Source organism: Limnohabitans sp. TS-CS-82, assembly GCF_002943475.1.
In genome coordinates this window covers 218450-243815 of sequence record NZ_PTQX01000001.1, presented here as the reverse complement: position 1 = coordinate 243815, position 25366 = coordinate 218450, and the positions used below count along the sequence as shown (strand labels likewise).

The window sequence follows — 25366 nt, the reverse complement described above, 5'->3', positions numbered from 1 at the left end:
TGATTGAAAAAAAACCCCATCTCAATCGAGATGGGGTTTTTTTGATAAATTAATTATTTTATGCACTCAACACAGAGACTTTCCATTGCGCGTAATGGCGAGTATGGTTCTAGTTCTACGATTTCATTAATTAGACTGCTCTCTTGAAACATGGTTCGCTTAATTGACTTAAAGCCAATTCGTTTTAAGTGAAACTCTAGCATTTCAAAGTCCCATCCGCATTTATGCTCATGGTTATGTAGCATTCCCATGAATGCAGCGCCTCGTGGTTGATAAATTTCGAAATCTTCTTTTAGGACTTCCTCGCGGTATTTGTCAATGAAAAAATCATCTTTGTTGTAATACGACTTGATCCAAAGTTCCATATCTGGAACGATAATTCTATGAACGCCACCAACCGCTAATTTTTGATATACCTCATGCAATAACTTAATGCCTTCTTTGTATGAAAGATGTTCTAAGAAATGTGAATGATAAATCACGTCTAAGCTTTCATCTTCGGCCGGTATACCTTTAACCAAATCATGGTTAAACATATAAGTTCCCATGTTCCCAGCTAAATCTTTATAAATACCGTCTGCTTCAAGATTGCTCCAGTAGCCTATGTTTAAGTAGCCCTTGATTAAATTCACACCGCAGCCTAGATTCATTTTTTTGAATGAGTGTAGGTTGATTGAATTTGATTCTGGGTTCTCATGGTCGGTTTGCATCGTGTGCTCCTAATAATTTTGGTTTTGAAAATGATTGGCTTTACATTGCTTTCCAGCAAAAGCGCAGAAAGTTTGTTGGATTTTTAATGCCTTCGGCAACTTTTCTCTCAGCAAGTGTTTTATTTTTTGTGAGATCTCTATTTAATTTTGCAGTTTTGAAGTTTCCATCTTTGAAAATTTTCTCATTCCCAAAGATTGATCGCTTGCCGCCATTTTTTTCCCAAACAAAGGGGAGATATAAGTCTTCATAACCGTAATTGCCAGCAAAATCTTCGTCATACATACATGTTGATCTGAATCTTTCCAAGTTCACAAGGAATGTATTGGGGTGAATTGGGAGCTCTTCATTCAAATTGCTGTCAATGAAGTTTTCAACATGAAAATAGTATAAATTTTTAGTGTCGAGAGACACGAGTTGGCTCAGTATTTTTGATAATCCTGCTTCGTTTGGAAGTTGATCGATGTCAAAGAAGAGTCCCCATGGAGAGGTTGCCATGAAAGTCCCTAAATTTCTAGAACCAGCTTGATTCCATGGGATATCATCGGTAATTCTGTATTGCTTAAAATTATCTAAATTTGACTCAATACTTTCGGCGTTTTCTGAGCAGTCGTCAATAATAATTAGTTCAATGCAATCTTTGATTTCTTCTGGCATTGATTCTAGATGTTTGACGAGTTTTTTTGCAGCTTCTTGCCCGTTGTAATGATGTGTAATTAATGAAAGTTTATTAATATTTGATTCTAATTTGCATTGATTTTTAAAATATAAGTCAGTTGAATCTTTTTTTGAGAAATTGGTTGACGCCAAGTTTTTTTCTATGTCAAAAGTTGCAAATTTAATTTTGCGCGACTTTATTTCATTTCCGAAGCTTATTTCCTGCGTAGATAAATCGACTATTTTTTTCAAATAGTCATCGTTTGAAATGGTAATTAGATCATTTCTGTTGAGTGCAGTCAGAACACTTCCACCCATTCGAGAGACGAGGGTCTTTCCACTGATCGTGACAATAGGTATGCCAGCTTGAATTACATCGTTTGTGGTGGAGCCGCAGTTATACGGGAATGTGTCTAAAAAGACGTCTGCTTTTGTTAATTTTGCTTTGTATTCGCTATGTGCCGCACGTGGCGTGAATAGTATGCGGTTTAAATCAGCGTTCGCCGTTTTAGCCTGATTTTTCAAATTGTTAGTCGTAGTCGGATTGTCATCAATCAACCAAAGCACAGCCCGTGGAATTTCTTTCAATATCTCCATCCACGTCGCAAACATCTCAGGCGTGATTTTGTAAACATTACCAAACGCTGCCATGACAAACGCGTCTTCAGGCAATCCAAATTCAGCGCGTGTGGCTTCACGCACAGGCGTGTCATCACGTGTCAGTGGAATAAAGCTGCCGTCTACATACAAGGGCTTTTCGGTGAAATAAGGTGTCAATTCTTCTGGAAGGGCATAGCGGTCGGCAATGACAAAGTCAAACCAGGGCATGCCGGTGGTGCCAATAAAGCCAAGGTAGGTGCCTTGCTTGGGGGCAGGGTGCAGTGCAAATATGCCAGGGCGTGCGCCAGAGCTGAGGCCATGCAGGTCAATCAGTACATCTATTTCGTCTGCCAAGACCAATTCGGCCACTTGTCGATCGGTCAATGCGCGAATGGGGCGCAGGTGGTCAAAGGCTTTTTTCAGACGCTCACGGTGTGCTGTGCCGTCTTCGGGGCTGAAGTCATAGCCATAAATTTCAAATTTTGATTTGTCGTGGCCTTCCAGCAGTTCAGGCAAGAGCAGTCCCACGGCATGCACGCACAGGTCGCCCGAGACATAGCCAATGCGCAGACGGTCGTGGTGGTATTCGCGGCCTTTGCTTAAAAACTCTTCTTTGAAGCCATAGGTGCGCTCCACAAAGGCAAAGGCTGTGAGCAGCTGCTGCACAGGGTCGTCTGTGAGTGCCAGCATGGCCAATGGCGACGTGGCCATGAGCATTTCGTTTTGCGTGATATTGGGTAGTGGCTTGTAAACAGGCCATGCACAGGCTTTTTGACGAATATGCACCCAGTGTTGAATGACGCCCGGTTGCTTGGGGTTGAGGGCCAAGCTTTGTTCTAGCGCTTCTTCAGCCAAGTCGTATTGTTTGAGGTCTTCTTGCACTCGGCCAATGTGGTTCAGGGCCAGCACCAACATGTCAGGGCTTGGGCCGTCTTTGAGCAGGCGTTTGCTGACGAGGGTTGCCCACTGTTGCAGCGCTTCGTCGCGCTTGCCCATTTTTTCGAGGGTCAAGCCGAGGTTGATCAAGGCTTGCGGGAAGCTGGGCTGCAACACCAAGCATTCCTTGTAGGCTTCTATGGCAGCAGCAGGGTTGCCGGTGCTTTGTTGCAATGACCCGTAGTTAAACCACGCCATGTGACGGTTCGCATCTTGCGACTGGGCGAGCCATGATTGATACAAATTCAAGGCTTCTTGGGCTTGACCAGCTTGCTGCAACTGTTCACAGGTGGTGAACAGGGTGTCTAAACCAATTGGCTGTGCTTGCTCTTGATGATTCATGGCGTCAAAGACGGGGTTGCGTGCATTCATTGTGGGGTGGCCTGCTGAATGAGGGTAGTTTTAGCAAAACAAGCAATTTGTAAGCCAGCTCATATTGACGGTTTTTTGCCAGGGCGATCGCCATGCCACGGGGCGGCGAATGGTATTTACAAGCTGGCATCACTATTGCTTAAGGGTGTTCATGCGCTGATCGTTTGAAAGCGGTCGGCATGTTTTTCCGACACTTCAACTGGAGCATCTCATGACACTTATTCAAGAACTGATTCATCAAGCTGGCACAGGTAGTTTGCTGAATGCGCAGAACATTCAACGTTTCAGCCCCGCTGAAATTCGTGAAGCGATTCAATCCTTGGTCGCCACCGAGCAATTGGACCTGGCCAATGCCTTGGGCGATGCGGGTATGAGCTTGCATCCACACAGCGAAGATATTTTGGCTATTACTAGCTTGTTGGCCATGATGAACCAAGATTGGCCATTGGCTGTTGAGTTGCTTGACGACTTGATGGTGGTGCAGGGCGATAAGACCCCACCCTTTACATACGTGATGATGGTTCGTGCTTTGCGATGCAATTTGGATCCTGCACGTGCCTTAGAGATTGCATGCCAAGGTTTGGCGTTGTATCCACAGCAACTGGAGTTGCTGGCAGAGAAGTTGTCGTTGGATGATTTCAGCGATTCCATGTTGCCCACAGCGGGCTTGCAGCATTAAGCGGCAATGTGTCGCATCCTCAACGGCAAGCGGCAAATGCTTGCCACTGAGATGACAAAACCTTGCCACTGAATACTTAAATGAACAAATTGACATCGAAAAAAAGGGATAAACCCCTATTAAGCAGTGTCGAAAATAGTTGGCACGGTAAGTGCTTAACCAGTGGTGGGTTTGATTGACCAATTAAGGTCAGGAGAAAAAAATGGCAGTTATCAACACAAACGTTAAAGCATTGTTTTCGCAGATGGCGCTCGGTTCGTCCGGTCGCGCACAGAGCGTCGCAATGCAACAGTTATCGACAGGTAAGCGAATCAACTCAGCACGAGATGATGCCGCAGGTATGTCGATCGCAACGCGCATGACGCATCAAATTCGCAGCTTGAATCAAGCCGTGCGTAATGCGGGTGACGCCATTAGTCTGATTCAGACGGCTGAAGGTGCGACCAATGAAATCACAGACATGATGCAACGCATGCGTGAGTTGGCCGTTCAAGCCGTCAACGATACAAACAACAATGCTGACCGTAGCTACTTGGACCTAGAGTTCCAACAGCTCAAGCAGCAAATTGTTCAAATTGCCGACAACACCGAGTGGAACGGTTTCCCCGTGTTGAACGGTAAGGCGGGTGAGCAAGTCGGTGAAATGCCGGTTTATAAAGTCACCTCCGAAAACCAATTTGGCGATGTGTTCATCACGCCTACCACGGCTCGCACATTGACGGGCGCTGATGCAGGCGAGGTGCAAACCTTCACACTGTCAGGTGCCACGCCAACTCCCGGCAACATCACGATTGCGGGTGTGACGGTACAAATCACCTCTTCTGAGAACACATTGGCTTTGGCAGTTGAAAAAATCAAGACAACCTTGAACAACTCCACGACCTTCAGCTCACGTGGCATGACCATCAGTGAAGATGCAGTTACAGCCGGCAAGATGTATTTGAACTACAACGTGGCCGATGGCAACGTGGGCTTAGCCATTGTGGGTGTCAACACGGCCGCAACTGGCTTGAGCTTGTCTGCAGACGGTGTTGAAGTAGCACAAGAAGCCGCGACTCAATCTGCCGAAGTGTTTGCCGATAACGGCAAATTTTTACAGAGCGGTTCTTTGGCGTTCAGTGTGGCCAAGGCGGCAGCAGATGATTCAGTTGTGACAGCGACTTTCACGACCACTGACAACAAACAAATCACCATGACGGGTACTGTGCTGACACAAAGCCCAGCTGTGGTGAAGTTTGCCAAGGCCGATGGTTTGAACAGTTCGGTCATTTCGGGTGACTTGACTTACACCATGCAAGACGCAACAGGCGCGAGCTTGGACTTTGCGACACGCGGTGTCACGATGAGCGTAGGCGTGGCTGGCAGTATTCCTAACTTGCGTGAAGGTGACTTGACGATCAATGGCGTCATCATTGGCCCATCGCATGCCGCTGACGATTTGATGTCACCACGTAACAACGCAGCTGGCAGTGCAATTGCCAAAGCTGCAGCGATCAACCGCATGGCGGTGGATCAAGGTATTTCACAAGGTGAGGCACAGTCCATCACCTTGAGCGGCACACCGATGCCCGGCACGATTACGGTCGGCGGTGTGAGCGTGGTGTTGACGAATGACGACAACACGCCTGCCTTGGCTGCCGCCAAAATTGCGGCTGCCATGCAAGCCAGCCCTTTGTATGACAACAGCACAGACCGCAGCGTGGTTTACGCAGCAGGCTCTGCTGTGATTGGTGTCAACTTTCCATCGAAAGAGGGCAACGTCTCCAAATTAGAAGTGGTGCCAGGCGCGACCGGCATGGCCAGTGTGGTCAACACCACGACTGAATATGCGGTCAGGACACCCGGCACAGGCGTGTTTGCCAAAGTGAATGAAAACATCATGACCGGCCAATCGATGGTTGGTGGTCCCGTGACCAAAGGTGTGGTGTTTGTCAACGGTTATGCATCGGCTGACATTTCAACGATTTTTAATAACTCGCAAGCCACACGTTCAAACGTGGTGCGTGCGATCAACTTGATCAGCGACCGCACAGGTGTGACGGCGATTGACTCAGGTTCAGACACCAAAGGCATCAGCCTGGTGGCGCCCGATGGTCGCAACATCGAAGTGCGTTTTGAAACTTCTGACTCAAGCAATGCGATGGTGTTTGGCCAACGTGTGGGTTTGCGTGAAGGTGTTCAAAGCTCCACGATTTCTTTGGAATCAAAAATTCAAGCGCCAGTGGTGCTGGGTGCCAGCGCAACGGGCGATATCACCCGCGCAGGTTTGGTGAGTGGCAACTTCTCTAAGAACGAATCCATTCTGAATACCCGCTCTCGTGAACCCGTCGCAGCGTCGGTGGCACAGGTGAGCAGTGTCTTGTTGACCTCAAACCCCGCAGTGGGCGACACCGCAAGTATTGTCATCAATGGCACAACCTTTACGTCTGCAGCGGCTGTTGTGGATGACCAGCCACAAGACGTGGCGGAAGATTTGATTGCTCAAATCAATGCCAAGTCGATCTTGGGCGTCTACGCAACCAAGGGTAAAACTTTGGGTGAGATTTTGTTGACAGCGCGCACGCCTGGCGAGTCATACACATTGACTGCAGAAGTCAGCTCGAGCGCCACCATCAGTGTGGCAGCGACAGAGGTCACTGCGAACCAAGTGGCAGCCACCAAAAACTTGGGCATGGATGACCTTGAAATCAATGGCATCAAGATTCGCCCAACAACCGCGGACGACGACAAGTTTTCAAACACACTCGTCTCCAGCAGCAACCCATCTGCCAGTGGTTTGGCTTTGGCTGCGGCCATCAACGCCAGCACCAGCTTGACGGGTGTCACGGCTGAGGCTAACCCCGCTGTCAGTGAAGGTATCTTCACCAACACCGGCACGCCTGTCAGTGGCAAACAAGAGTTGTGGGTCAACGGTACAAAAATTGAAGTTGATTTTGTTCAGAACGAAACCGGAACAGCACGCCGTGCCAAAGTGGTGGCGGCGATCAACGAACGCATTGGCCAGCATGGTGTCACTGCGACAGACAACGGCAAAGGCGTGACCCTGGCAACAGACGGTCGCAACTTGTCGGTCTGGCTTGACTCCAGCAAAGATGAACTGACTGCCGCCAACTTCGGTTTGGACAAAGGTGGTGCGATTGCTCAGCAATCGCGCATCAAAGCCGGCGGTGTGGGTGCGACGCCGGGCGAAAAAGCTTCGGTGTACATCAACGGCGTCAAGGTCGAAACAGCGGTTTTGCCAGATGGCGCTACGCCAGTCGAAACTGCATCAGCTTTGGCTTTGGCCATCAGCGGCACAGCCGGCTTGAAAAATATCAAGGTTGAAGTGGATCCTTCGGATACAGCATCTGTGCTGATCACGTCGACGGTTCCAGGCACTGCATTTGATCTGCGCGGTCCGACCGTCAGCACTGCAGGCACACAAACTTTGAAATTGGGCACGATCACGCCAAATTCACAAGGCAAGACTGACGTGTCTGCGGTGGACATGAGTGCAGCTTATTTGACCAACGTGTTGGGCAGCTCGTCTGCACCTGTCAGTGCGATGGATATCAAAACCGTCTACAGCACTGTCAAATTGACGTCAGATGCACCGGTGTTACCAGCATTGCCTGGCGCCGATGGTTTGCCTCCTAACATGATGAACATCACGGGTCGTCCTATCCAAATTCGCAGCGGTGCGGATGGTTTTGGCCCCATGAGTAACTTCTCTGCACTGGGTTTCAACGAAGGCAGCTTCGGTGGCCGTGCAAGTCAAGACATGGATCCACCACGCGTAGGCCGCATGGCTTTCCAAGTGGGATCGAGTGCCAACCAAGTCATCACGATCGATTTGGCTGACTTTGGCAAGGGTGGTCCTATCACGGGTCAAATCACAGCGGATGCCGATTTGGCTGAAGATGCGCGCAAAGTGCGAATCAATACCCGTGACGGTGCGACAGCTGTGTTGAACATGCTCGACAGCGCCATGGACAAGGTCAACGCCACACGTGCCACGATGGGTGCGGTGATGAACCGACTCGACCACGTGATCAACAACTTGACCAACGTGTCGATGAACATGTCTGCGTCTCGCAGCCAGATTGAAGATGCGGACTATGCGCAGGCTTCTACCGAGTTGGCGAAGACACAAATCATGCAACAAGCCGCGACGGCAGTGTTGGCGCAAGCGAACACCAGCCAGCAGTCAGTGCTCAAGCTCTTGGGCGGTTAATCCACCCCAGAGCTACTCATCTGAGTTCAGGCATGAATAGCCAAGGCACTACGCCTCCATCTTCACCCTTACCGAAGGGGCCCAATTGCTGGGAGTGTCGCTACATGGCGATCACTTGGGATGTACGCATGCCTTATGGCTGCAAGCTCATGGGCTTTCGTTCGAAAGTGGTTCCCTCTTTGGAGGTGCTGCGCACGGACGGGCGGTTTTGTGGCGGTTTCTCGCCTAAACCAGCCAAGCAAGAATCAGCGAATAAGGCCCAAAAAGCCTCTAATAAGCCTGTCGGTAACTCGTCGCAACGTCGAGAAACTGACCTTCGCAGGCCCATTACGCACATTAATTTAATTACATAGGTTACAAAACGACCTGGCACGGCCTTTGCATAACAGTCTTACCTTTATTTCGGACTGTACTCAAAGTGAATGCTTCTTCTGTCAACGTAATTCATGCTGTGTGGTTGGACCCTTTCAGTCCAATCGACGCCGCAGATCGCGCCCAGCTGGATGCCGCAGGTATCAGTCTGGAAACTGTTTCTACCTTGGGCGACCTCACGCTGGCTCTGCGCCGCGCACATGTGCTGGTCATTCGCTTGGGCGATAGCGCCGAGCTGCTCCAAGAAGTTCAAACCCTCATTGCCCAACTTGGCCACACCGTGCCCGTGCTGTGCCGCGTGGACCGTCGCCGCATGGAAGTGGCTGTGGACGCGATGCGTTTGGGGGCTTTGCATGTGTTGTCGTCAGACGAGTGGTCTGCCGCAGCTTGGCAAGGCGCTGTGAAAGGCTTGAACGCTCCTGAACTCAAAACCAAGAGCTACGTGTTCGTGGATCCCATCAGCCAGCATTTGTTGGCCTTGGCTCAACGCGTGGCACAAACCGATGTGACTGCTTTGTTGGTGGGCCCTACGGGAGCAGGTAAAGAAGTGTTGGCCCGTGTGTTACACGAGTCTTCACCTCGCGCCAAGGCCCCGTTTGTGGCCCTCAACTGCGCGGCCATGCCAGAGCACTTAATCGAAGACATGTTGTTCGGTCACGAGAAGGGCGCTTTCACCGGCGCTTTGAAAGAACACAAAGGTTTGTTTGAACAAGCCCACGGCGGCACCATCTTTTTGGACGAAATTGGCGAGATGCCCATGAACTTGCAAGCCAAGTTGCTGCGCGTCTTGCAAGAGAAAAAACTCAACCGTTTGGGCGGCGAAGCCACCATCGATCTCGACATCCGCGTGATCGCGGCGACCAACAAAGATTTGAAGCTCGCCATCGAGCAACGCGAATTCCGCGAAGACTTGTATTTCCGCATCAGTACTTTCCGCTTGCGCATTCAGCCCTTGAAAGACCGTCCAGGCGACATCGTGCCTTTGGTGGCTCAGTCTCTGGCCCGTCATGTCAAAGGTGGTTTGCCTTTCACGGTCACGCCTGAAGCGCAGGTGCAGTTGCAAAGCTACCCCTGGCCTGGCAATGTGCGCGAACTCGAAAACGTGGTGCAACGCGCCGTGGTGTTGAGCGGTGGCCGCACCATCAGCCCCGCACATTTGATGTTTGATGATGCACAGATGGACGAGCAAGCCATGCCAGCGATGACGGAGGCTTTGCCACAAGCCCCAGTAGTGGACATGCCTGTGGCTGTCGCACCGGCTGCCCCTTTGATGCCAGCTGCTGTAACGCCAACGTATTACGCCCCTGTCTCTGCATACAACCCAGCGCCCATGGCGCCGATCGAGATGCGTGAAGAGCCAGCAGCGCCCATCAACTTGGACAGCGCGGTCAAAGCCAGCGAGCTGCAAGTGATCATGGCCGCCATCCAAAGCACCGACAGCCGCATGGAAGCGGCTGCCAAGTTGGGCATCAGCCCACGCACCTTGCGCTACAAGCTGGCGCAAATGCGCACCCGTGGCATGCATGAAGGAGCCTCCGCATGATTGATCGCATCTCCAACGCCAATATTCAATCCATGATTGAAACCCTGCGTTCGCACCAGACGCAGGCCACCGGTGTGAATTCACCTGCTGGTGAAACATCACCCGCCAAGATTCAAGGCCAACCTGACTTTTTCAAGTCAGTGCAAAACGCACTCGACAGCGTCAACGAGACGCAACTGAAGTCATCCTCTATGCAAGACGCCTACGACCGTGGCGAAGAAGTGCCCCTCACCGAAGTGGTGTTGAGCATGCAGAAATCGTCGCTGGCTTTTGAAGCCACCTTGCAAGTACGCAACAAAGTGATGAAAGCGTACGAAGAAATCATGAACATGCCTGTTTGATACAGGATTGAGAGACTGATATGGCAACTGATACCTTAAACATGAACGCTGTGGGCATGCCCGTGGCCACAGGCATTGAAACCACTGGCGCGAACAGCGCCAACGGTTCAGCCGCAGGCAATGCGAACAACATGCCCGCATGGCTCAACGCCAAAGAAGGCCCAGGCGCGGTGGTGATGGACGTGTTGCGCCAACCCAGCGTGCGCAAGGCTTTGCCTTTCGTGGTGATCTTCATGCTGCTGATGTCAGTGGCTGTGTTCTTCACCTCGATGAAGCCCACGCCTTACCGTCCATTGGTGTTGATGCTCAACGATGCAGACAAGCAGTTGGCCATCGAAGCCTTGAAGACCGGTGAGTACAAGCCAGAGGTTGATGCCAACACTGGCCAAATCTCTGTGCCCACCACCCGTTACCAAGAAGCCCGCATGTTGCTGGCTTCTAAAGGTTTGCCACGCACCGAAGCGTCTGGCATGGACAACCTCAAAGACATGCCCGCCATGACCACCAGCCAGTTCATGGAGCAGGTGCGCTACAACAACGCGATGGAGCAAGAGCTGGCGCGCAGCATTGTGCAAATCGGCGGCATCAAAACAGCACGTGTGCATTTGGCCGCGCCCAAGCAAAGCGTGTTTGTGCGTGACCGCGCACCCACCAAGGCTTCTGTGATCATCACGCGTTTGCCTGGCCGCACCATTTCATCGGCCAACGTGCAAGCCATCATCCAGTTGGTGGCTTCCAGCGTGCCTTACTTGGCACCAGAAAACGTGTCGGTGGTCGATAACTTTGGCAGCTTGATGAACGACATGTTGACGGAAGCGCCTTTGGGCTTGACCGCACAACAGTTGACACACAAGCAACAGATGGAAGACCTCTATCGCACCCGCTTGATCCAGTTGTTGGCGCCCATCGTGGGCGAGACCAACGTGACCGCACAGGTGAGTATGAGCTTGGACTTCACACAAACCGAAGTGACCAACGAAGAATTTGATGGCCAAGACAAAGGTCCCAAGACACGTTCTGAATTGTTTGTGGAAGACCGCAACACCTTCCGTGATGCGATTGGTATTCCTGGCTCGTTGTCCAACACACCGCCAGCGCCGACCAACCCACAAGCCACCACGCAAACCAACGCCGACCCCTTAAAGGGCGTGAGCGAAAAAGGCGTGCAAGTGACAGCCCGTAGCACCAAAAACTACGAACTCGATCGCGCCGTGCGTCACACCAAAGGTGCCATGGGCACGATCACCAAAATTGGTGTGGGTGTGTTGATCAACGAACGTCCTGTGGCCCCGGGTGCCAAGGTCGAAAAGAACGCCGACGGTTCAACCCCAACCTCAGTGCCTTACACCCCAGAAGAAATCGAACGCTTGAACCAATTGGTCAAAGGCGCTGTTGGTTTTAACAACGACCGTGGTGACGTGGTCACTGTGGTGGGCACCAAGTTTGAACCTCAGTACGACCCCACTGTGATTCCATGGTGGCGTGATGAAAACTACCAAGTCATGGTGAACGCCGGTGTGGTGGGTGGCATCTTCTTGCTCATCCTCTTGACGGTGGTTCGTCCGATGGTGCGCCGCTTGTTGGCCCCCGAGATCGATCCCAAAGCCTTGGCTGCGGCTGCTGCTGATGCAGCCACCAACCAAGCCCAGATGGCGATTGATGTGGCGACCGCTGAGAATGCAGCAGCCCAAGCCGCTGCCGCCTTTGCCAAGAAATCACACGACGGCGAGATGCTGCGTATTTCTGAAGAGGCCATGCGTGCCGCTGAAGAGTCTGCCCGCTTGTCTCAAGAAGCCACGTATGCGGCCGAGCAAGCACGACTGGCTGCCGAAGCCAAGGCCGCTGAAGAAGCTCGTTTGCGTGAAGAAGCCCGTCTGCGTGAAGAAGCCTTGGCTGCTGAACGCGAAGCCTTGGCTGTCGAGATGGCTGCCAAAGCAGCGGTTGAAGCTGAAGCTGACGCTGTTGCACATGCCGCCGCCGCAGAAGCCGCAGAGGCCGAAGGTGCCGACATTGAAATTGAAGAAGGCGAAACGCTAGAAGAGGTCAAGGCCCGCATGGCGAGCATGAAGCCTAAGAAGCAGTCGATTTCTGCCGACTTGCTCAACACAGCGAATTCGTATGACGATAAAGTGGCGTTGATTCGCATGATCATGGCTGAGGACTCCACCCGCGTGGCGGGTGTGCTCAAGAGCTTGATCGAGAAGTAATAAATTTTCCGAGGATTTGAATCATGGCTGACGACACTATTGTGATGACCGACAAACTGCGGGCCGAGCTCGCAGGCATTACCAGCACCCAGCGTGCTGCCGTGTTGATGCTGTTGCTGGGCGAAGAGCAAGCAGCGGAAATCATCAAATTTCTGAGCCCCAAAGAAGTCCAAGCCCTGGGCGCTGCGATGGTGCAGGTGGCTAACTTCTCACAAGAAGCCGTCAACTTTGTGCTCGACGAATTTGTCGACCACTTGAAAAATCAAAACAACGTCAGCATCGGTGGTGCGGACTATGTTGAAAAAGTCATGCGCTTGGCTTTGGGTGACGACAAAGCCGCTTCGGTGTTGGGCCGCATCATGCCGGGCCAAGGCACCAAAGGTTTGGACATCCTCACGTGGATGGACGCCCGTGGCATTGCCGACATGATTCGCGGCGAGCACCCCCAGGTAGTGGCCATCATCTTGTCGCTCTTGGAGAGCGAAGTGGCCGCTGACGTGCTCAACTATTTGCCACCCGATGTGCGCCCTGAAGTGATTCAACGCGTGGCCAGTTTGGACACCGTGCAGCCGTCTGCCATGGCCGAGCTCGAAGCCATCATGAAGCAACAGTTCTCTAAGAACGCATCGGCACAGTCATCCAGTTTTGGTGGCGTGCAAGCCGCAGCCAAGATCATGAACTTGACGAAGACTGCGCTGGAAAACAGCATCATGAGTGGCCTGAATGAAATCGACCCCGACTTGATGCTCAAGATTCAAGACAACATGTTCACCTTCGAGAACTTGGTCAGCGTGGACAACAAAGGCATTCAGGTGCTCATGCGTGCGGTGGAGCCAGACTTGTTGATGATGGCTTTGAAAAACGCCAGCGAAGATTGCCAAGCGCGCTTCTTCGACAACATGTCCGAACGTGCGCGCGGTATGTTCCGCGACGACATGGAAGCCAAAGGCCCACAACGCATGGCCGACGTGGAAGACGCGCAAAAGCAGATCATGCGCAAGGCGCGTAAGTTGTCCGATTCGGGCGAATTGATCTTGGGCGGCGCAGACTTTGTTTAATCAACCCCATCCCGCTCGGGCTGACGTTCCTTGGCAGCCCAATGCCGGCATCGCTAAAAAGTTGAGCAGCCGTGGCTATGCCACGACCAGCTGGACCAGCGATGAGCCAGAGGCGTTTGCTGAGCTTGGCTTTCCCGCCAAGTCCAGCGGGTTCTCGGCCGCGCATTACCAGCCCACCAAGCAGCCGCTGAGCAAACAGGCACAAGCCTCGCTGGCGCTGCTAGAGGGGGAGTACCGCAACGAATCGTTTGGTGAAGAAAAACCTGCGCCCCAAGAAGGCACAGAAACCAATGAGCATTTGCCGTTTGTGATGGACCACTTCGGGGCCACGCGCGTCTCGAAGCTGCGTGCCAACGTGGATGCCGAGGTGTTGAAACGTGCCATGGCGCAAGCCGAATTGGCTGAAACTTTGGTGGTCAGCCCCATCACGTCAGACGACAAAGTGGCCGACCCCATCGTGATTCATCCCGATGTGCCGGACGAGGTGATCGTTGAAGCCGAGGTGTTGGAGGCCGCACCTGTGGATGCGCTTGAGCCTGTGGTGGTTCATTTAGAAACATCACCTGAAACACTGGCTGCGAGCGAAGACGCCGTGGCAGAGGTGGTGGCTGAAGAAGCCCCTGTGATCACCGAGCCGCAAGAGCCTGAGTTGCCTGCGGTTGTCGGTGGCATTCCTCCTGAAGAGGTGGAACAACGCGAAGCCGAACAATTTGCCAAGGGCCTGGCCCAAGCCCAAGAAGAAGCTGCGGTGCAGTTGGCCGAAGCGGTTGAAAAAGCCATGGCTGAGGGCCTTGCCAAAGGACTCGAGCAAGGTAAAGCTGAAGGTTTGGCAGAGGGCTTGCAGCAAGGTTTAGAGCAGGGCAAAGCACAAGGTTTGGCCGAAGGTGACACAGCAGCGCGTGAAGCGGTGGCCGAAGAAATGGCTGCGCAACGTGTGCTGTTTGAAAACGTCTCGACCGAACTGGGTGCTTTGATTGCAGACCCAAAGAAATTTTTCGAGCCACTCAAACGCCTCGCCCTGCACATTGCAGAGCAAGTGGTGGTGGGTGAGCTGCAAACATCCAGCAAAGCCATTGAGCGCTTGGTGCAACGCTGCTTGGATGAGTTAGATCACCCTGTGCATGGTGCCGTGGTGTTGGAACTCAACCCACAAGACAAAGAGCGCTTGCAAACACATGCCTCTGAGTTCATCCAAGGCATGCGCCTCGAAGCCGTGCATGACATGCAAATGGGCAGTGTGCGCGTGTTTGCCAATGACACGGTGGTGGAAGATTTGGTCGCACATCGACTCGAAGGCTTGGCACGTGCCCTGCTGGTCGATGTGGACGAGTGGCGTGCCAAATCGCCTTTGGCACAACGAATTTTAGAAGTTCAAGAAGAAGCGGAGGACGGCGATGTTCATTCCTGATGTCATCAATACTTTGTTGATGGGTTTGATTTTCATGGTCGTGATCGTGACCATCGTGCGCCCCTTTGTGCTCAATATGGTGGGCCATGCAGCATCGAACAGCGACATGCAAAAAGCAGCGGTTGCAGCGGTGGAGCGCGAGATGATTCGCAAAGCCGAATTGTTTGAGGCCCAACGCGCCGACAAAATCAAATACCAAATGTTGCTTTTGGAAAAACCCGAAAAGCCAAAACCAAAGCCTGTGTTCGAACCCGAGCCAGCACCCGAAGTGGTGCCCGTGCCTGTGGCTGAAGTGGTGCCAGAACCTGTGGTGGATGAAGCGCCTGAGATGGTGGCTGAACAGTCTGCAACGCCTGATGCGGTGGAAACGCACGCAGAAGAAGTGACCGCAGATGCCTTACCCACAGAAGGGGAGGCCACCACAGCCGAGACCGCAGAAGCGGCTAACGAAGAAGAAGCTTTGGGCGAAGGTGAAATTGAAATTCGCGAAGGCGAGACCTTGGCCGAAATCAAAGAGCGCATCCGCAAAGAACAACAAAAAGCCAAGAAGCCAACCATTCCGCCAGAGTTGCTCAACAGCGCCAACAGTTACGAAGACAAAGTGGGCGTGGTGCGCATGGTGGTGCAAGCCGACCAGAGTCGCGTGGCCAATGTCATTCGCGGCATGATTCAGGTCGGTAAATAAACATGCTCGACTTTGCCAAAGAAGTTCAGACCAGCTTGCCCAAGCTGCGCACGCCTGAGCCGCAACGCAGCGGCACCTTGGTGCGCTTGGTGGGACTGACTTTGGAGACGCGCGGCATCATGGCTCCCTTGGGCGCCTGCTGCGAAGTGATTGGCCAAGGCGGCCACCGCGTGGAAGCCGAGGTCGTGGGTTTCAACGACAAAACTTTGTATCTGATGCCCTTCACCGACCCCGTCGGTGTGGGCCCTGGTGACACGGTGCGCGTGATGTCTAACTCCGGCATGGTGAATTTGGGCAACGAACTTTTAGGCCGCGTGATTGATGGTCGAGGCATGCCGATTGATGGCAAGCCCATGCCGCACTTGCCCGATCAGCTCAGCCTGTTGGGCCGCCCGCTCAACCCCATGGAGCGCGGTCCGATTGACCACATTTTGGATGTGGGTGTCAAGGCCATCAATGGCGCATTGACGATTGGCCGTGGCCAACGCATTGGTTTGGTCGCAGGCTCTGGTGTGGGTAAGAGCGTGCTCTTGGGCATGCTGACGCGCTTCACCAAAGCCGACATCGTGGTGATTGGTTTGATTGGTGAACGTGGCCGCGAAGTGCAGGCGTTCATTCATGAATCGTTGGGTGAAGAGGGCTTGGCCAAATCGGTGGTGATTGCGGCACCCGCCAACGTGTCGCCTGTGCTGCGCCTCAAGGCCACGCACATGACACACGTGGTGGCTGAATATTTCCGCGACCAAGGCAAAAACGTGTTGATGCTGTGCGACAGCTTGACCCGTGTGGCCCATGCCCAACGCGAAATTGGCTTGGCCATTGGCGAGCCACCGACTGCCAAAGGCTATCCACCTTCCGTGTTTGCTTTGTTACCCAACTTGATTGAGCGTGGTGGTGTAGGCCGCCATGGCCATGGCTCGATCACCTCGATTTACACCGTGCTCGCTGAAGGCGATGACGGCAACGACCCGATTGTGGACATCGCGCGTGCGTCGCTCGACGGTCAAGTCATGTTGTCACGTCGCTTGGCGGACCAAGCGCATTACCCCGCAATTGACTTGAACGGTTCGATTTCGCGTGTGATGCAAACCTTGGTGAGCCCCGAAGAATTGAAGCAGTCCAACAAGCTGCGCCGCTTGTGGTCGGTCTACCAACAAAACGCCGATTTGGTGCAAGTGGGTGCGTACGAAGCGGGCAGCAACCCCGAGTTGGACGACGCCATTCGCCTGCGCGAGCAAATGGTGGACTTTTTGCGCCAAGACATGGACAAGGGCCAGGACTACGCGATGACGCGCAACCAACTGAGCCACATGCTGTCATGAAGCCACGCGCCGCATGGCCTGTGTTGGCCAAGAAAGCCAAAGAAAAATGCGATGAAGCCCTCGCAGAGCTTAAGAAAGAACGTGACCGTGCTTCGCATTTAGAGCAAAGCCGTGCACGTATGAACTTGCTGTATGTTGATTACATGCGACGCAGCAAAGAGGCAGAAAGCCGCGCTCACAGCATGTCTGAGACGTTGAATTTTCGGGGTTTCATGCAGCAATTGCAGTCCCTCATCAGTCGTGTAGACATTGACTTGATGGAGGCGCAGCACGCGGTCGAGGTCAAACGTTTAGCCCTTAAAGCGGCTGAGCAAAAACGCATCCAAATGGAAACCTTGGTCGAACAAGACCTCAAGGCGGTGCGTGATTTTCATCGCAAGCGCGAGCAAAAAGAAATGGATGCCGCAGGCGTCACTCTTTACAACCTCAAGCACTGATCAAGCACTGACCCAACCCGCTTGCAGCCAATGCCAGTAGCTGGGTTTGAACGCCCAAGGCATCCATGTGGTGTGCGTATCTGGTGCAAACACATGGCCCGTGAGGTGGTCTTGCCACACCTCTTTGGCGCCCACACTGGCCAACAGCTTTTGTGAAAACGCAGGCACCATGCCTTGCTTGGCCGAGACGTGGTGGCTCCACACATTCAAACCTGCAGGCAGCAAGCGTCCATCGGTGGGGCCTGACAATACATCATGCAAGCTGCCCCAGTTGCGGCCTTGGAGTGTGGTTTTGAGTTGCCCCAGTTCGCGTTCCACACGCGCTTCATCACGCACGCGGTAGCGGTGTTGGCCCAGCACGTTGTCAAACCAAATGCAAGCTTGTGGGCGTTCGTTCAAGATTTCTGGCAAAGCCACCAGCGCATCTAAGCGATGGTGATGCACCTCAATACCCATCGCCCTGAGGCTGCGGCCATGGCGCCAGTCGAACAGCCAAGGTGCCAAAGGGTCAATGTCGTAAGCATCGATGCGTTTGAAACGCGCCAACCAGCTTGGCGGCATCATCCAGCCAGCACTACCGCCTATGAGCAACAAGTGGTCAGACTTTGGCGTGACTTGCGCCAAGAACTGATCGACCAACTGCACCGTGGGTTGCCAGCGCTTGCGCGCGTAATGCGCATGCACGTGCCAGTTCAGGCCACCCGTGCCGCCTGCATGGATCAGATCGCGAAGCAAGCCCATGTGTGCTTAGCAGACCAAACGCATGATTTTGAAAATGGGGGTCTCGGGTGGCACAGGCTCAAACGGGCCAATCACACCTTCGGTCGACAAGGTGTCGCCACTCAAACGCACACCGGTGTGATACGACAGCGATAGGGTGCGCACGGTTTGTTCTTTGCAGTTGAACTCCATTTGCATGCGGGTGGATTTGAAGTTCTTGCCGGTGGGGGTGTGTACTTTGGGATCACGGTAGTCCAGCATGGTCCACGCTTTGTGGTTCTCGCCCGCATGGGTGATGTTGTCGAGGTCTACATAAAAAGTACCGATGTCAAACAAACCCACCGCCATCCACTGAGCGGCAAGCGTGAGGTTGCTGGTGAGCACGAGGCTGGCAAGGAGGAGGGCTTTGAGGTGATGCATGAAATAACTATACCGTGCCGAGAAGCTGGCACGTGCCTTGCAATACCCCTAGAGATAGGCACGTCCAGTGTCAAAAAACCGTCATCGCGCACAGGAAAAACATCATGCAAAGTTTCGATTGGGGTCAATTCATTGCCAGCACGCTCAGCGTGTTGCTGCTGCTATGCGGCGCCCTGTGGTGGGTCAAGCGCAACCGCGGTTTTGCAGCGAATGGTACCGAAGAAAAACGCATTCAAGTGCTGGAGGCCTTGCCTTTGAGCTTGAAGCACAAGATGGTGTTGATCCAAGTCGACAACCAAATGGTGCTGGCCAGTGTCAGCCCCGCAGAAGTGAAAACACTGCACGCTTGGACGCAGGAGGCCAGCCATGCTGCGTAAGCCCATCACCAAAAAAATTCTCTACGTCATCTTGGGCTTGCTCTTGGTGGCGTTGGCTTCGTTGCCCATGATGGCCCACGCCCAAGGCATTCCCTTGGTCAACGTGTCGGGCGCTGGCAAAGGTGGTCAGCAGTACAGCATGAGCCTGCAATTGCTGGGCTTGATGACCACGCTCACGCTGTTGCCATCCATGCTGTTGATGATGACGTCTTTTGTGCGCATCATCATCGTGCTCTCGATCTTGCGTCAAGCCATTGGCACCGCGCAAACGCCGCCCAACACCGTATTGGTCGGTTTGGCTTTGTTCCTGACCTTCTTCATCATGTCGCCCGTGTTTGAGACGGTTTACAAAGAAGCGATTGGCCCATACATGAACGGCAACCTCGACTTTGACAAAGCCTTGATCAAAGCCGAAGTGCCTGTGCGCGATTTCATGACCAAGCAAACCCGTGAAGACGACATTGCCATGTTCATGCAAATTTCTAACCGTCGTGAATTGACAGATGCCACGCAAGTGCCATTCACCACCTTGATGCCAGCGTTCATCACGTCTGAAATCAAGAGTGCATTCACGATTGGTTTCTTGATTTACATCCCGTTTGTGGTGATTGATTTGATCGTTGCCAGCGTGTTGATGTCCATGGGCATGATGATGTTGTCGCCCATGATCATTTCGATGCCGATCAAGCTCATGCTGTTCGTGCTGATTGACGGTTGGACGCTGTTGATGGCCTCGCTGGCCAACAGCTTTGTGTTTTAAGGAGCCGCATCATGGATAGCGCAGCAGTTGTTGATTTGGCCCGCCAGGCCCTGTGGATGACGATGATCATCTCAGGCCCTTTGCTGGCGGTGGGTTTGATCGTGGGTTTGGTGGTGGGTATTTTTCAAGCCGCCACCTCGATCAACGAGCAAACCTTGAGTTTTATTCCTAAGATTTTGGCGATTGGTTTGACCATGTCACTGGCCGGTGGCTGGATGATCAATACGATGGTGGACTACACCAAGAGTATCTTCACCCGCATCCCTAGCTTGTTCATGTAACTCGCCTTGACGCCATGAACGCTTCGCTCATTGAAATCCTAGACAAGTTTTTGGTCGTCATTTGGCCATTGCTTCGCTTGTCTGCGTTTTTGGCGTTCACGTCTATTTTTTCGGCCCGTGCGGTGAATATGCGCATTCGCATGTCACTGGCGTTTGCGATGGCATTTTTTGTATCGCAGCAAATTGAGATTCCCAAGATTGATCCTGTCACTGCCGACGGCTTGATGGAAATTTCGCGTCAAATTTTGATTGGCTTAACCATGGGCTTGGTGTTCCAAGTGGCCTCGGCCGCCTTGGTGGTAGCCGGCCAAGCCATGTCGGGCTCGATGGGCTTGTCCATGGCCAACATGGTTGACCCCAACATGGGCAGCGTGCCGGTGTTATCGCAGTTGTTCAACATCATGGGCACGCTGGTCTTCTTGGGCATGGGTGGCCATTTGATTGTGTTTGGCTTGGTGATGGAATCGTTCAAACTCATCCCCATTGGCCAGCCGTTTTTCAGCCAAGACATGTTGGGCAAGATGATCAACTGGAGCTCCATGATGTTTTTGGGTGCTTTGTTGATTGCTTTGCCTGTGATGATGACGTTGCTGTTCATCAACGTGGGTTTGGGTTTTGTGGCCCGTGCGGCACCCAGCTTGAATATTTTTACCGTGGGCTTTCCCGCGCTGATCTTGACGGGTTTCATCGTCATGATTTTTTCAATGGGCAACAACGTGGCTCGCATTGATTGGGTATGGACGCAGGCATTCATGATGCTGCGTTCGTATTTGGGAGGCTGACATGTCGGAAGAAAGCGGCCAAGACAAAACCGAAGAACCCACGGCGCAGCGGTTGAAGAAAGCCCGTGAAGACGGGCAAATCGCGCGTTCGCAAGAATTGGCGCCTGCAGCCATGATGGTGATCGCCACCATGTTTTTCAGCATGATGGGGCACCAAATTTTCAACGGCATGAGTAGCTTGTTCAAAAGCCAGTTGCAGTTTGATCGCCGCATCACCGACAAGGCCGAATTGCTGCCCGCAATTTTTGGTAACTCGATGGTGGATGGTTTCTTGATTGTGTTGCCGTTGATGGCCATTCTGTATGTGATCGCTATTTTGTCGACCACGTTGGCGGGGGGATTGATCTTCTCGCCCCAAATGGTCATGCCCAAGTTCAGCAAGCTCAACCCGATGACGGGTTTGGCGCGCATGTTTGGCAAAGATGCCTTGATCAATTTGGGCAAAGCCTTGATCAAGTTCTTGCTGGTCGGTGCCATTTTGTTGGTCTCGGTCATGAACAACTTGGAAGACCTCACGCATATCTCGCAGATGGATCTGAATGCCGCGATCAAAGTGGCTGGCACCATCATTGTGGATTCATGTGTTTGGCTCAGCCTCGGTCTGGTGTTGGTGGCCTTGGTCGATGTGCCACTGCAACGCCATCAGTTGAACGAAAAACTGAAAATGACCAAGCAAGAGGTGCGCGACGAGATGAAGAACTCGGAAGGTAACCCCGAGGTCAAGGGCCAAATCCGCCGTCGCCAACATGAAATCTTGAACAACAAGATGATGAGCAAAGTCAAAGATGCTGACGTGGTCATCACCAACCCCACACACTTTGCGGTGGCCCTGTCGTATGACCCCATGGGTGACGGTGCGCCGCTCTTGATTGCCAAGGGCGAAGACGGCTTGGCAGCTCGTATCCGTGAGGAAGCCAAAGAGCACAACGTTTATATTTTTGAGGCGCCTTTGTTGGCTCGCGCCTTATACTTCACGACCAAGCTGGATCATCCGATTCCAGAGGCGCTGTACCACGCTGTTGCGCAGGTCATTGCCTATGTGTTCAGCCTGAACCAGTCTTATGGTCGTGGCCAGGAAGTGGTCAAACCATCGCCCTCCGTTCCGAACGACATGAAGTTCGATTCGAACGGCGCTTTGATGAACTCTTAAGACCCGAAGTTTGAGCCTGCATGACTGACATCTACCAAAGCCCCGGTGACCGGTTGCGATTTGAAATCCTCCTGAAGTCTTTGACCGAAGGCAGTATCAATCTTGCCGTGTTGAGCGACCACGACAGGGTGCTCGATGACTACGGCAGCTTGTTTGAAGAGCGTCTGCGCGCCAAGGGTGAAAGCCACATCGAGTGGTGCAGCTCGACCAACTCAGAAAAGCTGGTTCAAAAGTTCAACGAAATTCTGTCTGAAATCACGCTCGACCAAGCGCTGGAGAAAGACAAAAAACACGCGCCACGTCGCTTCTTGCTATTCCGTGACTCGATCTTGATGCAAGACTTTGAGTTGCAGTTGTTGGCCCGTTTGGTCAATGGTTTTCCGGCTGGCAACATCAGCGTGATTTTGCTCATCAACAGCGCTGGCAACTACCACAGCAAGTTGGAAGCGTTTGGCAAAAACTTGCTCAAGTGGGAAGTTGAAACCGAAGCTGGTGAGGCCAAGCAAAAATTAACCGATTGGGTCGCTACCACACCCGATCCTGAACCCACCTTGATTGAGCCTTCTTTCTTGCCAGAGCCACCCACGCTCAGCGATGAAGTGACGCCTGTGTCTAAGCTGCTCAACCTCCCCACCAAAACGGCTTGGCGCGTGCCAGGCTTTGGTAAAAAGCAAGAGCCCCAGTTGGAGGTCGAGCCTTTGCCCGCGTTTGTGCCGCCTCCCTTGTCATCGGTTGCGCCCGCCCTTGCGCCATCTGTGCCGCCTGTGACGGCATCTGCTGCTGCGCTTGCTCCCGACGCCTCACGTGAACCTACCTTGAGTTCGCCAACGCCTTTGGCTGGCGCAACAGCGGCATCTGCCGATGTGGACCTGTTCAAACGTCCTGCGCGCAAATCGTACGCAGGTTGGGTGCTGTTGGTCTTGCTTTTGTCGATGGCTACGTTTGGCTTCATGTACAAAGATTTGGTGCTGGAAGAAGCTGAGTTGTTGAAGAAATATCTGCTGCGCGGCACACCCGCCGTGGCTGCCCCTGATGAAGCGGCCAGTGCTGCTGCCGCTGCTGCAGCCGCAAGTGCCGAGGCCTTGGCTGCTGCAGAGCTGGCCGCATCCGTGGCCAGCGATGCTGCGCGCGTGGCGAGCCAAGCCGACCAAGTGGCCTCTGCGGCCAGTGCCATGGCTGTGTCGGCCGTGCCCGCTGCGGTGGTGGCTTCTGAACCCGTCGCTGTCGCATCGGCCGAGCCGAAGGCAAAGAAGCCCGCTGACAAGGTTGAGGCAAAGGCGGAAGCCAAACCAGAGGCCAATTCAGATGAGGCATGGGTCAACCAATTGCCCACCAATGGTTATGTGGTCCAACTGGCCGCCATGGACACGCAAGATGAGATGCGCAGTTTTCAGCGCAGCAATGCGGTTTATGCCAAGGCCCGCATCATGCGTGCGCGCCACAAAGACTCGGGCAAGCGCTATTTCATTTTGGTGGCTGGGCCTTTTGAAACCAAGACTCAAGCCGATACGTTCATGCAGTCCAGCCCATTGCTGGCCAAAGGCTGGTTGCGTAGCACCAAGTCGATGAAAACCCAATTTACGAAGTCCTGACGCCTAGCTAGGAACGCGCCTTATGAGCCAAGAACACGACCAACCCAGCCTCACTGATGCGCCTGTGCATGAAGGTATTCATGTCGAGCCTCCGCCGTTTGAGCCGGGTTATCAACCTGAGTCATTGCCCCATATTTCGGTGCCTGATTTATCCCCAGACGCTGAAGGCTTAACAGCCGAAGCGCTGTCTCAGGTGCCCACGCTCACCGAGCTGGTCGATGAGGCGCCAGCCGAAGCGCTGCCAATTGCACCGGTGTTTGAGGTGTCTGCGCACCCCGCGCCCACAGAGGCCACTCAAGACGCGCCAGTTCAAGCCGATCTATGGGTTGAAGAGCTACATGTCCGCATGGGCAAGCTCACGGACGACATACACACACTCAACGCCCGCCTAGACCGGCTTGATGAACGAAACAAGACAACAAAGGCTTGAACATGGCTGAAGAACAGAAAACTGCAGAAGAGGTGGTCACGCCTGAAGAAGCCATCGTTGATGTTGGGGCAACTGCGGACCGCTTGAACGAAATCGCGTCTCAATCGCTAGACACCAACGAGGTGGCACGTCAAATTGAAGAACTGACATCGGTGGTGCTTGACTCCGCTGAGGTCTCCACACGTTCGGCTTCTATTGCGGCTGACGTCAGTGCCACCATGCGCGCTGTGGTGTCCAAGATTCAAGAAAACAACCGCCGCAATGTGATGCATTCACGCATCATGTTGGGGGCGTTTTGCGCATGTTTGTTGATTGCGATGGGTATTTTCTTTGCCATCACCTTGAAGATGAGCAAGTCCATCAAAGAGCTCGACACCATGGTCTATGCCATGGCCAAGCGTGTGATCGAGGTCGATGCCAGCCTGACGGCGATCGGTAAAACCAATTCTGACTTTTCTGAAATTACCGAAAAGCAAGACGAAGTCATCACCACCCAAACCCAAGTTGCGAAACGCTTGGAAGAAATCGGCAAGAGCATGGCCGCTATGCCTGCGGTGGTGGCGGTGGAAGCCAACAAGTCCAGCGACCTCAAATTCAAGGACATGCAAAAGCAGTTGACGGGTTTGGAAAGCAAGCTCCAGTCGTTTGACTCGAAGTTGCAGTCTGTGGCCGAAAAAGCATCTGCGCGTGTCCAACCACCCGCACCTGCCGCGCCGCAAGGACCGAGCACGCAAGTGTTGTTGACTGAAATTCAGAAAATCAAATCTGATTTGAATGCGGCTGTGCAAGTGCGTGAACGCGCACAGACGGCCGCAGAAGTAGCGGCCATCAAGAACGTTGAGAAAACGGTGGAGAAGGCTGCTGCCGCAGCAGGGGAGGCTCAAAAAGCTGCAGACAAAGCTGCGCAATCGGCCAAAGCTGCGGGCGATGCACAGAAGGCGGCTTTTGATGCACAAAAAGCTGCCGCTGCCTCTGAAAAAGCCTCTGCTGCTGAGCGTTTGGCGCAGCAAAGAGCGGCTGCCGAGCGTGCAGTGGCCATGCGCATGCAGCCTGAGAAACAAGAGAAATCAGCTGAGCAAATTGCCGCTGAACGTGCCGCTGCCGAACGTGCGGCAGCAGCCCGTGCAGCCAAAGCGGCGGCTGACAAAGCTGCCGCAGAAAAGGCCGCTGCCGCTGAGCGCGCGGCAGAGAAAGCCCGCGCAGCTGCTGCCGCAGCCGCAGCGCCTCAGCCAGTCATCGTGCGGGAAAAACCCATTCAGTACCCTCGCGTTCCTGACTGATCTTTGGTGGATGAACGAAAAAAGGCGACCTTTAGG

At 53.2% G+C, this 25366-nt stretch carries 22 protein-coding genes; 18 read left to right on the top strand and 4 right to left on the bottom strand.

The window, feature by feature from the left end; translation table 11 throughout:
• Nucleotides 1-53: 53 nt before the first annotated feature.
• Both C5F52_RS01105 and C5F52_RS01100 read right to left on the bottom strand, forming a co-directional pair.
• A complete protein-coding gene (locus C5F52_RS01105) occupies nucleotides 54-710 on the bottom strand; it encodes a hypothetical protein (RefSeq protein ID WP_104796490.1) in 657 nt (218 codons plus the stop codon).
• Nucleotides 711-750: 40 nt separating this feature from the next.
• Complete coding sequence (locus tag C5F52_RS01100) at nucleotides 751-3273, bottom strand: tetratricopeptide repeat protein (protein ID WP_104796489.1); 2523 nt, start codon at nucleotides 3271-3273, stop codon at nucleotides 751-753.
• A 211-nt stretch (nucleotides 3274-3484) separates the two neighbouring features.
• Between C5F52_RS01100 and C5F52_RS01095 the strand changes: the two genes are divergently transcribed.
• The 10 genes from C5F52_RS01095 to fliJ all read left to right on the top strand — a co-directional run bounded on the left by C5F52_RS01095 (nucleotide 3485) and on the right by fliJ (nucleotide 17538).
• A complete protein-coding gene (locus tag C5F52_RS01095; protein WP_104796488.1) occupies nucleotides 3485-3952 on the top strand; it encodes a hypothetical protein in 468 nt (155 codons plus the stop codon).
• Between the two features lie 202 nt (nucleotides 3953-4154).
• Nucleotides 4155-8165 (top strand): flagellin, encoded by a 4011-nt coding sequence (locus C5F52_RS30150; protein WP_104796487.1) that lies wholly within the window; start codon nucleotides 4155-4157, stop codon nucleotides 8163-8165.
• 418 nt (nucleotides 8166-8583) lie between these two features.
• The gene (locus C5F52_RS01080) at nucleotides 8584-10080 is read left to right on the top strand and encodes a sigma-54-dependent Fis family transcriptional regulator (protein ID WP_236657677.1); all 1497 of its coding nucleotides are present in this window, start codon (nucleotides 8584-8586) and stop codon (nucleotides 10078-10080) included.
• A complete protein-coding gene (fliE, locus tag C5F52_RS01075) occupies nucleotides 10077-10421 on the top strand; it encodes a flagellar hook-basal body complex protein FliE (RefSeq protein WP_104796486.1) in 345 nt (114 codons plus the stop codon). The genes C5F52_RS01080 and fliE overlap by 4 nt, the downstream gene beginning before the upstream one ends.
• 20 nt (nucleotides 10422-10441) lie before the next feature.
• Nucleotides 10442-12628, top strand: coding sequence for a flagellar basal-body MS-ring/collar protein FliF (fliF, locus tag C5F52_RS01070; RefSeq protein ID WP_104796485.1), 2187 nt, complete (start codon nucleotides 10442-10444; stop codon nucleotides 12626-12628).
• A gap of 23 nt (nucleotides 12629-12651) precedes the next feature.
• A complete protein-coding gene (fliG, locus tag C5F52_RS01065; protein ID WP_201746936.1) occupies nucleotides 12652-13686 on the top strand; it encodes a flagellar motor switch protein FliG in 1035 nt (344 codons plus the stop codon).
• A complete protein-coding gene (locus C5F52_RS01060; protein ID WP_104796484.1) occupies nucleotides 13679-15094 on the top strand; it encodes a FliH/SctL family protein in 1416 nt (471 codons plus the stop codon). Before fliG ends, C5F52_RS01060 begins: the two co-directional genes overlap by 8 nt.
• Nucleotides 15081-15779 carry a hypothetical protein gene (locus tag C5F52_RS01055; protein ID WP_104796483.1) on the top strand — a complete coding sequence of 233 codons (699 nt, stop codon included), beginning with the start codon at nucleotides 15081-15083 and terminating at the stop codon, nucleotides 15777-15779. The genes C5F52_RS01060 and C5F52_RS01055 overlap by 14 nt, the downstream gene beginning before the upstream one ends.
• Nucleotides 15780-15781: 2 nt before the next feature.
• On the top strand, nucleotides 15782-17101 hold the full coding sequence (locus C5F52_RS01050; protein ID WP_104796482.1) for a FliI/YscN family ATPase: 1320 nt from the start codon (nucleotides 15782-15784) through the stop codon (nucleotides 17099-17101).
• On the top strand, nucleotides 17098-17538 hold the full coding sequence (gene fliJ, locus C5F52_RS01045; protein WP_104796481.1) for a flagellar export protein FliJ: 441 nt from the start codon (nucleotides 17098-17100) through the stop codon (nucleotides 17536-17538). Before C5F52_RS01050 ends, fliJ begins: the two co-directional genes overlap by 4 nt.
• Here fliJ and C5F52_RS01040 read toward each other — a convergent pair whose 3' ends face one another.
• Together C5F52_RS01040 and C5F52_RS01035 are read right to left on the bottom strand one after the other, a co-directional pair.
• Nucleotides 17539-18279 (bottom strand): hypothetical protein, encoded by a 741-nt coding sequence (locus tag C5F52_RS01040; protein WP_104796480.1) that lies wholly within the window; start codon nucleotides 18277-18279, stop codon nucleotides 17539-17541. It lies immediately after the preceding gene.
• A gap of 6 nt (nucleotides 18280-18285) precedes the next feature.
• Complete coding sequence (locus C5F52_RS01035) at nucleotides 18286-18678, bottom strand: surface-adhesin E family protein (protein ID WP_104796479.1); 393 nt, start codon at nucleotides 18676-18678, stop codon at nucleotides 18286-18288.
• Nucleotides 18679-18782: 104 nt separating this feature from the next.
• On the opposite strand from C5F52_RS01035, the gene C5F52_RS01030 reads away from it, so the two are divergent.
• The 8 genes from C5F52_RS01030 to C5F52_RS00995 are packed head-to-tail and all read left to right on the top strand — an operon-like array spanning nucleotide 18783 to nucleotide 25330.
• On the top strand, nucleotides 18783-19055 hold the full coding sequence (locus C5F52_RS01030; RefSeq protein WP_104796478.1) for a flagellar biosynthetic protein FliO: 273 nt from the start codon (nucleotides 18783-18785) through the stop codon (nucleotides 19053-19055).
• A complete protein-coding gene (gene fliP, locus C5F52_RS01025; protein WP_104796477.1) occupies nucleotides 19045-19815 on the top strand; it encodes a flagellar type III secretion system pore protein FliP in 771 nt (256 codons plus the stop codon). Before C5F52_RS01030 ends, fliP begins: the two co-directional genes overlap by 11 nt.
• A gap of 11 nt (nucleotides 19816-19826) precedes the next feature.
• Nucleotides 19827-20096 (top strand): flagellar biosynthesis protein FliQ, encoded by a 270-nt coding sequence (gene fliQ / locus C5F52_RS01020; RefSeq protein ID WP_104796476.1) that lies wholly within the window; start codon nucleotides 19827-19829, stop codon nucleotides 20094-20096.
• A 14-nt stretch (nucleotides 20097-20110) separates the two neighbouring features.
• Nucleotides 20111-20878, top strand: a complete 768-nt coding sequence (fliR, locus tag C5F52_RS01015; protein ID WP_104796475.1) for a flagellar biosynthetic protein FliR — start codon at nucleotides 20111-20113, stop codon at nucleotides 20876-20878.
• A 1-nt stretch (nucleotide 20879) separates the two neighbouring features.
• Nucleotides 20880-22028: a flagellar biosynthesis protein FlhB gene (gene flhB / locus C5F52_RS01010; protein ID WP_104796474.1), complete on the top strand. Its 1149-nt coding sequence runs from the start codon at nucleotides 20880-20882 to the stop codon at nucleotides 22026-22028.
• Nucleotides 22029-22048: 20 nt separating this feature from the next.
• Nucleotides 22049-23620 carry an SPOR domain-containing protein gene (locus C5F52_RS01005; protein ID WP_104796473.1) on the top strand — a complete coding sequence of 524 codons (1572 nt, stop codon included), beginning with the start codon at nucleotides 22049-22051 and terminating at the stop codon, nucleotides 23618-23620.
• Between the two features lie 22 nt (nucleotides 23621-23642).
• Nucleotides 23643-24050, top strand: a complete 408-nt coding sequence (locus C5F52_RS01000) for a hypothetical protein (RefSeq protein ID WP_104796472.1) — start codon at nucleotides 23643-23645, stop codon at nucleotides 24048-24050.
• A gap of 2 nt (nucleotides 24051-24052) precedes the next feature.
• Complete coding sequence (locus C5F52_RS00995; protein WP_104796471.1) at nucleotides 24053-25330, top strand: hypothetical protein; 1278 nt, start codon at nucleotides 24053-24055, stop codon at nucleotides 25328-25330.
• Nucleotides 25331-25366: the final 36 nt, after the last annotated feature.

Coding starts and splice junctions, on each gene's coding strand:
- C5F52_RS01105 (WP_104796490.1), bottom strand. CDS start 710: ATGCAAACCGACCATGAGAACCCAGAATCAAATTCAATCAACCTACAC.
- C5F52_RS01100 (WP_104796489.1), bottom strand. CDS start 3,273: ATGAATGCACGCAACCCCGTCTTTGACGCCATGAATCATCAAGAGCAA.
- C5F52_RS01095 (WP_104796488.1), top strand. CDS start 3,485: ATGACACTTATTCAAGAACTGATTCATCAAGCTGGCACAGGTAGTTTG.
- C5F52_RS30150 (WP_104796487.1), top strand. CDS start 4,155: ATGGCAGTTATCAACACAAACGTTAAAGCATTGTTTTCGCAGATGGCG.
- fliE (WP_104796486.1), top strand. CDS start 10,077: ATGATTGATCGCATCTCCAACGCCAATATTCAATCCATGATTGAAACC.
- fliF (WP_104796485.1), top strand. CDS start 10,442: ATGGCAACTGATACCTTAAACATGAACGCTGTGGGCATGCCCGTGGCC.
- fliG (WP_201746936.1), top strand. CDS start 12,652: ATGGCTGACGACACTATTGTGATGACCGACAAACTGCGGGCCGAGCTC.
- C5F52_RS01055 (WP_104796483.1), top strand. CDS start 15,081: ATGTTCATTCCTGATGTCATCAATACTTTGTTGATGGGTTTGATTTTC.
- C5F52_RS01050 (WP_104796482.1), top strand. CDS start 15,782: ATGCTCGACTTTGCCAAAGAAGTTCAGACCAGCTTGCCCAAGCTGCGC.
- fliJ (WP_104796481.1), top strand. CDS start 17,098: ATGAAGCCACGCGCCGCATGGCCTGTGTTGGCCAAGAAAGCCAAAGAA.
- C5F52_RS01040 (WP_104796480.1), bottom strand. CDS start 18,279: ATGGGCTTGCTTCGCGATCTGATCCATGCAGGCGGCACGGGTGGCCTG.
- C5F52_RS01035 (WP_104796479.1), bottom strand. CDS start 18,678: ATGCATCACCTCAAAGCCCTCCTCCTTGCCAGCCTCGTGCTCACCAGC.
- C5F52_RS01030 (WP_104796478.1), top strand. CDS start 18,783: ATGCAAAGTTTCGATTGGGGTCAATTCATTGCCAGCACGCTCAGCGTG.
- fliP (WP_104796477.1), top strand. CDS start 19,045: ATGCTGCGTAAGCCCATCACCAAAAAAATTCTCTACGTCATCTTGGGC.
- fliQ (WP_104796476.1), top strand. CDS start 19,827: ATGGATAGCGCAGCAGTTGTTGATTTGGCCCGCCAGGCCCTGTGGATG.
- fliR (WP_104796475.1), top strand. CDS start 20,111: ATGAACGCTTCGCTCATTGAAATCCTAGACAAGTTTTTGGTCGTCATT.
- flhB (WP_104796474.1), top strand. CDS start 20,880: ATGTCGGAAGAAAGCGGCCAAGACAAAACCGAAGAACCCACGGCGCAG.
- C5F52_RS01005 (WP_104796473.1), top strand. CDS start 22,049: ATGACTGACATCTACCAAAGCCCCGGTGACCGGTTGCGATTTGAAATC.
- C5F52_RS01000 (WP_104796472.1), top strand. CDS start 23,643: ATGAGCCAAGAACACGACCAACCCAGCCTCACTGATGCGCCTGTGCAT.
- C5F52_RS00995 (WP_104796471.1), top strand. CDS start 24,053: ATGGCTGAAGAACAGAAAACTGCAGAAGAGGTGGTCACGCCTGAAGAA.